General features: G+C 46.2%; 6 protein-coding genes. All 6 read right to left on the bottom strand.

Annotated elements, in window-relative coordinates; all coding sequences use genetic code 11:
* Positions 1-105: 105 nt before the first annotated feature.
* Entirely contained in the window at positions 106-909 is an 804-nt protein-coding gene (locus tag MLD56_RS11370) for a pyruvate, water dikinase regulatory protein (RefSeq protein WP_029518435.1), read from the bottom strand.
* A gap of 13 nt (positions 910-922) precedes the next feature.
* Complete coding sequence (locus MLD56_RS11365) at positions 923-1537, bottom strand: helix-turn-helix transcriptional regulator (RefSeq protein ID WP_223822107.1); 615 nt, start codon at positions 1535-1537, stop codon at positions 923-925.
* A gap of 239 nt (positions 1538-1776) precedes the next feature.
* Positions 1777-2988 (bottom strand): ABC transporter permease, encoded by a 1212-nt coding sequence (locus MLD56_RS11360; protein WP_029518436.1) that lies wholly within the window; start codon positions 2986-2988, stop codon positions 1777-1779.
* On the bottom strand, positions 2985-3704 hold the full coding sequence (locus MLD56_RS11355; protein WP_029518437.1) for an ABC transporter ATP-binding protein: 720 nt from the start codon (positions 3702-3704) through the stop codon (positions 2985-2987). Before MLD56_RS11355 ends, MLD56_RS11360 begins: the two co-directional genes overlap by 4 nt.
* A 6-nt stretch (positions 3705-3710) precedes the next feature.
* Positions 3711-5171, bottom strand: a complete 1461-nt coding sequence (locus MLD56_RS11350; protein WP_029518438.1) for an efflux RND transporter periplasmic adaptor subunit — start codon at positions 5169-5171, stop codon at positions 3711-3713.
* A gap of 13 nt (positions 5172-5184) precedes the next feature.
* Positions 5185-6348, bottom strand: coding sequence for a TolC family protein (locus MLD56_RS11345; RefSeq protein WP_029518439.1), 1164 nt, complete (start codon positions 6346-6348; stop codon positions 5185-5187).
* Positions 6349-6351 lie beyond the last annotated feature (3 nt).

Below are 6351 nucleotides of genomic sequence, written 5' to 3'. Positions count from 1 at the left end.
CAAATGAATATATTTAGGGCAGCTTTGCTGCAATCTTTCTATTTATCTATTAAACTCCTGTATCCTACGTTTTTAATTTTTAGTTATATGAGCAGCTACTAGGCTCTATAACATTCTGATAATTAAACCTGCCGTCTCTTCAATCGCCTTATCTGTAACATCAATAACCGGACAATTCAGCTCTTTAAACAAAGACTGCGCATACGCTATTTCCTCTTCCACTCTCGTCGCTGTAGCATACTGCACATTATTAGGTAGCCCCATAACCTTTAGTCGCTCACTGCGTATTTTCAACAGTAACTCTGGCTCGATCGTTAATCCGAACACTCGACCACGCTGAACATCCTTCAACTGAACAGGCGGTGTCAGCTCCGGCACAACCGGTATGTTGACCGTTTTATAACCTTTATGCGCGAGAAACATGGATAAAGGAGTTTTGGAAATACGGGATACTCCAAGCAATACAATATCCGCTTTGAGAATGGCGCTCACATCTTTGCCATCATCGTATTGAACCGCAAAATCCAAGGCCTCTACACGCCGAAAATAGTTGTCGTCCAGTCGGTGCAGCAGACCAGGCTTCTCTTTGGGATCGTTATGGAACGTATCGGCAAACGCCTGCATCATTGGTCCCATAATGTCGACAGCCCGCACATTCAGCCGGACAGCCTCTTCTTTCATCGCCTCTCTCAATTCCGGCTGTACCAGCGTATAAGCTACAAAGCCTCTACGCTCGGCAACTTCCTCCATCACCCGGCTCAGTTCGTCTTCATCCCTCACGTTCATAAATCTTTTGATCTCTGTGTCCGGTAACTCAAACTGGCGCATGGTCGCCTGTACGACAGCTTCTGCCGTCTCGCCAATCGAGTCTGAACAGATCGCTATAAAATGACTGCTCGCCTGAACCATTCGATTCCTCCCATTAATCCTCTGCTACCATATCGAGCAACATTTTAATAATATTTGTTTTTGTAATACGTCCCACGACTTTCCAGTGCTCTCCTGGCTTGTCGGAGTCGGAAGGGACGACGACAGGCAGACTGTCGATTTGACGGGCAATAATTTTGCGCGCTGCCTCTAATACCGTATCCTCTGGGGAAACGGTGACAACATTCGCCTGTCGGGTCATCACTAGGCTGACAGGAATGGTTGCTGCATTGGGATTCCCTAACGTTACCTTAAGTAAATCCTTGCGGGAAGCTACCCCTGCCAAATCTCCGTCTTCATCGGTAACGATCAAATTGCTCACATTTTCCAAAAAGAGAGCTACAACAGCTTCCTGAATCGTTGTTGTTTCACGTACGATGACTGGAACCCCGTGAAGATCGCCCACCTTCATTTGCAATAGCCGGAATTTTTCCTCCCGGTTCGGCGTGCCCCGCTTTCCAACAAAATATCCGACCTTGGGCTTTGCATCTATGTAATTCAGAATACCCAATTTGGATAGGTCGGTCCGAATGGTCGCCTTACTGAGATTAAGCATTTCCGCAATCTGATCCCCGGTAATTGGGGCATGCTTTTGTACGATGTTTAAAATTTCTACTTGTCTTGCCGTAAGGTCGATGATGAACGTCCCTCCTTTTTTTCTTGCGATCTAATATTGAATATAATACGTCATATATAACAATAAATCAACCTTAAAAAGCATATAAAACATCACATATATAAAATTAAAGTGGTTATTCATGTCTTTTTATCATTTAAAACACTTATTCAACACAAAAAAACGGGCACTTTACACCCTGCTCTTTCGAGTAAGGCGAAGTACCCGCTCTCTTATTCGTATCTTAAAGCATCAATTGGACGCAGCTTAGACGCCTTCCGCGCCGGATATACTCCGAACAACACTCCGACTGCCATACAGCACAGAAAAGAGTAAAGCACGGGCTCTATCGAATACACAATCGGCATTTGGACGAATTTCTCAAGCAGTTTTGCACCTCCGAGACCCACCATTACGCCAACTAGTCCACCCATCAGACTGAGAAAAACAGCCTCAGCCACAAACTGCAGCATAATATCACTACGTTGCGCACCAATCGCTTTACGAATCCCGATCTCCCTCGTACGTTCCGTGACGGACACCAGCATAATATTCATAATGCCGACACCTCCAACGCCAAGCGCAATTGCAGCTACACCGGCCAGCAGCATATTCATAATCCGATCAACCCCGGACACTGTTTTTAAGATTTCCGTCTGGGTCATGATCTGAAAGTCATCGCCCTCTGATGGCTTTAGCTCATGTCTGACACGAAGCACCTGCCGAATTTCTGCACTTGCCTGATCAATCTTCTCCTCTGATGTTGCAGAGGCGTTCACCTGCTGAATACTCATATTGCCTAGCCGTTCCATCCCCGTTGTAATCGGTACATATACCTGCTGACCGCTGTTACTCATATTGGAATTGGAATTTGCCAGCACACCGACCACCTTAAAAGGAAGCTGTTTGATCATGATCGTCTCACCGACCGCTCTGGAGGCATCCGGACCAAAAATATTACGGGCCGCATCACTCCCAAGCACGGCCACATTCATTTGTTTATCCACTTCATAGTGGGTAAACGACCTGCCTTGAGCTAGTGACAGCTTTCTCACATGAACGAATGCCAGTGAAGTCCCCTCAATTTGTCCGCTGACCTTATTGCGACTCCACGTAATATCTGCATTGGTCATAGCACTTGGTGCTACCTCTGCTACTGCTTTTTGCTGCTCTAGCGCATCGATATCTTTTAGAGATATTCCTTTCGTCTGATTGAACGACATGGAACTAGAGCCATCATATGGAGCATAAGGATAGATCATCAGCAGATTATTTCCCATACTGTTGATCTGAGATGTAATCGTAGCCGTTGATCCTTTACCGATGGCTACAATCATAATCACAGCGGCCACTCCGATAATAATGCCCACCATGGTCAGCAAAGATCGCAGCATATTGGTTCGCAAACTGTTGAGTGATACACGGATAATTTCCTTAAACTTCATGCCTTCACTTCCTCTGCCGCCATTCTTCGTTTCCCAACAGGCTGATCCTCTTCAATCCGCCCATCTCGAAAATGAATCAGACGCTTGGCGTATTCCGCAACCTCTTGATCATGAGTAACCAATACAACCGTTTTCCCCTGATCATTCAGACGCTGAAAAATCCCCATTATTTCAACACTTGTTTTGGAGTCCAATGCGCCTGTAGGTTCATCCGCCAAGAGAATGACCGGATTGTTCACAAGTGCGCGGGCAATGGATACCCGCTGCTGCTGACCGCCTGACAATTCGTTCGGCCTATTGTTCATCCGATCGCCTAGACCTACGCTAGTGAGGGCTTCCATTGCCCGCAAACGACGCTCCTTGACAGGAATACCTGCATAAATCATAGGCAGTTCCACATTCTCCAGAGCCGTTGATCGCGGGAGCAAATGAAATTTTTGAAATACAAATCCGATTTTCTGATTACGTATAATAGCCAGTTCATCCTCACGGGCATCTAAGATCGAATAGCCGTCCAAATAAAATTGTCCTGACGTAGGTAAATCCAGACAGCCGATAACATTCATCATCGTGGACTTGCCTGATCCAGACGGTCCCATAATCGCAACAAAATCACCGTCAGCAATATCAAGTTGAACCTCACGCAGAGCATGAATTTCCTGATCTCCGACATGGTACACTTTTTTCAAATCCTCAATCTGAATGACGTATCTCATACCCGTTTAAAAGCCTCCCTGCATGCCGCCCATAGCGGAAGGGTCCGGCGGAGGTTCAGGAGCAGGCACAATAAGCGTGTCACCCTCCTTTACACCTGACTTGAGTTCGACTCGATCTGGCGTATAAAATCCGAGTTCTACGGGCTTGAAAGTGCGCGCCCCTGGATTTGCAGCATTATTAGCGGAAACATACACGCCATCCTGTCCCCCTTCGGATCTCAGCGCAGTCGCAGGTACGAACAGTACATTTTTGTGTACTCCCAAAATAACGGCCACATTCATAATCATGCCCGTTTTGAGCTTGCCTTTCGGGTCATGAACAGACAGTTCCATCAGATACGTCGTCATCCCTTCATCCGTAGAGGCTTCCGGTGACACGAATTGCACCTTCCCTGGAAATGATTCACCCGGATAGGCATTGGTAGTCAACACGGCTGAAAGACCCTTCTTTACTTTGACAATGTCGGTCTGACTTACCTTCACAACCACCTTAAGGTCGTTGGAATCCGAGTTATTCATGACAATGAATGGAGCTGTCGGACTGGTCCCCACATCCCCGTTCACCTTCAAGATTACCCCGTCCCAAGGTGCTGTAACCTGAAGCTTGTTCAATTCATTTTTCTTCTGCTCCAGTTCCGTCGCCTGTCTTCGAACCTCTATCCGTGAGGCTTGAATATTGGATGCATCAGCCGGAACCTGAATTTTGCGAAGCTCTGCCATTGCCGTACGATATCCGATTTCAGCCTCTGAAATGGTGCGACGTTTTTGTGACATGATTTTGCGGAACTGCAGATCCAGACCATCATAGTCCGTCTGTGCTTTATCCAGTGCTTGCTCTGCCTGCTCCAATTCACTGTTGGACACCGCCCCGGCATCATGTAAAAACTTTTGGTCTTCATATGCCTTTCGCGCCTGTTCCAACTGCTTTTGGGAAGTTTTCTTCTGACTTTCGGCTTCTTCCAGCTCAAATGATTCTTGCGCTGTATCGATAGCCATTTTGGCCCGAAGTACATTTGTTTTCTGAATTTCAATGTCCTCAGCCTTCGGACCTTTCTCCAATTCAGCCAGCTTGGCTTTAGATATTTCCAAAGTATCAGACGCACTCTGAATTTGCATTTTAATTTCAGAACTGTCCAGAAGAGCCAGGACTTGTCCTTTCTTCACTTTGTCTCCGGCCTTCACGTTCACCGCTGCCAGCTTATTTTCGCCTGCGCTTGTAAAATTCAACTTCACTTCCTTGGAAGCCTGTACGGTACCGGACGTATCCAGCTTCTCGCTCACATCGCCGCGTTCTACTTTAAGCTTCTCATCCTGAACCAACGGTGCCGCCTGTTCTTTGGGCAAATTTAGGTATACTGCTGCTCCGCCTCCACCGACAACCAGTAGAACAATTGCAGTCCAGATCCACTTTTTTCTCCGTTTTCTCCGTAACTTGATTAAAGCGTCATTTAAAACCGTTTCTGCCAATGCCGTTTCCTCCCTATGTGCTCCATGGCTTGTTCAACGTATACTCATTTTGATCCAACTCGATCGCAAGCTCTTCCATTTGCCGTTCAATCTGGTTCACTTTCAACTGATTATTTTTCAATTCCATCTCAATAATTAGACCTCTGGCCCACTTTTTGCGTGATAATTCCAAGGCCTCTTTTGCTGTACGCAAGCTTTCTTCCAGTTGTACGTATTTCTTTTGATTTTCCTTAACTGTGGCATACAAATTACGGAGAGATTCGGCAAAATCCTTTTGACCTTTGTCGAGTTCCTCCTTAGCCGTATCGACATCCATTTTAGCTAGATCATAAGCACCAGCACCATTGTTAAAATCGAAATATCTCACATTAAGCTCCGAAGTTTTGATGCTATCCTCCAGCTTCCATAAATTTGGATTCATGTCTGTCAGCTGTTGTATATGTAATTCGATATCCAGCTTCTTCGGTTCCTTGTACACGGGTCGATCGACCAATTCATAAGCTGTTCCATTAGGCTGTCCCATGAGGAAGTTCAGGGCATCCCTGGATTTTTGCAACGCAATTTTCCCCTGCTCTACGGTTTGCTGAGCTTGGCTTCTGGCCTGTGTACTCTCGTTTTTCGCATGCTCAGACAGCTTTCCGCGCGCAAATTTGGCAAGTGCAATCTTTTCCTCCGCTTGGGCGATTTCAAGCGCTTCTAGATCATTTTTCACCTGATTCTCTGCCACGAACACACTTTGATAGCTTTTCATCACATTAAAATAAATCTGGTCTTTGGCGAACTGCGCCTGCTTTTTGCTGGCTAAATAAGATAGCGTCGAGGAACTGTAATTTCTCCATGACGTTTCATCATCAACATACTCATTGTCTATAAAATCGACAGGTGAATTGCCCAGGTCCTTTTCTGCATTTTTCAGTTCCATTCTGCGGCGCTCTACGTCCCGTTCGGCGGTACGTGTATTGTAACTGTTCGTCTGTGCCCATTCCGCGGCCTGCTTGAGTGTCAATGTAGGTAAAGCCTGACCCGTTATGGATGATGTCTTCGATGGAGCCGCAGCAGAAGGTTTAACTGACGTACTTGATGCTACATTTCCTGATAAACTCTCAGCCTGTACAGTGGAGGCCAAGCCTGATGATAATGACAATACAAGCAGCACGGCAGCCGCTTTTTGCTTCATAGA

Origin of the sequence: Paenibacillus peoriae (genome assembly GCF_022531965.1) — a bacterium.
GTDB classification, from domain to species: Bacteria; Bacillota; Bacilli; order Paenibacillales; family Paenibacillaceae; genus Paenibacillus; species Paenibacillus polymyxa_D.
This window is presented reverse-complemented; position numbering and strand designations above follow the sequence as displayed.

Bases quoted from the DNA above. Each gene is read 5' to 3' on its own strand.
- MLD56_RS11370 (WP_029518435.1), bottom strand. From the start codon at position 909: ATGGTTCAGGCGAGCAGTCATTTTATAGCGATCTGTTCAGACTCGATT.
- MLD56_RS11345 (WP_029518439.1), bottom strand. From the start codon at position 6,348: ATGAAGCAAAAAGCGGCTGCCGTGCTGCTTGTATTGTCATTATCATCA.
- MLD56_RS11355 (WP_029518437.1), bottom strand. From the start codon at position 3,704: ATGAGATACGTCATTCAGATTGAGGATTTGAAAAAAGTGTACCATGTC.
- MLD56_RS11360 (WP_029518436.1), bottom strand. From the start codon at position 2,988: ATGAAGTTTAAGGAAATTATCCGTGTATCACTCAACAGTTTGCGAACC.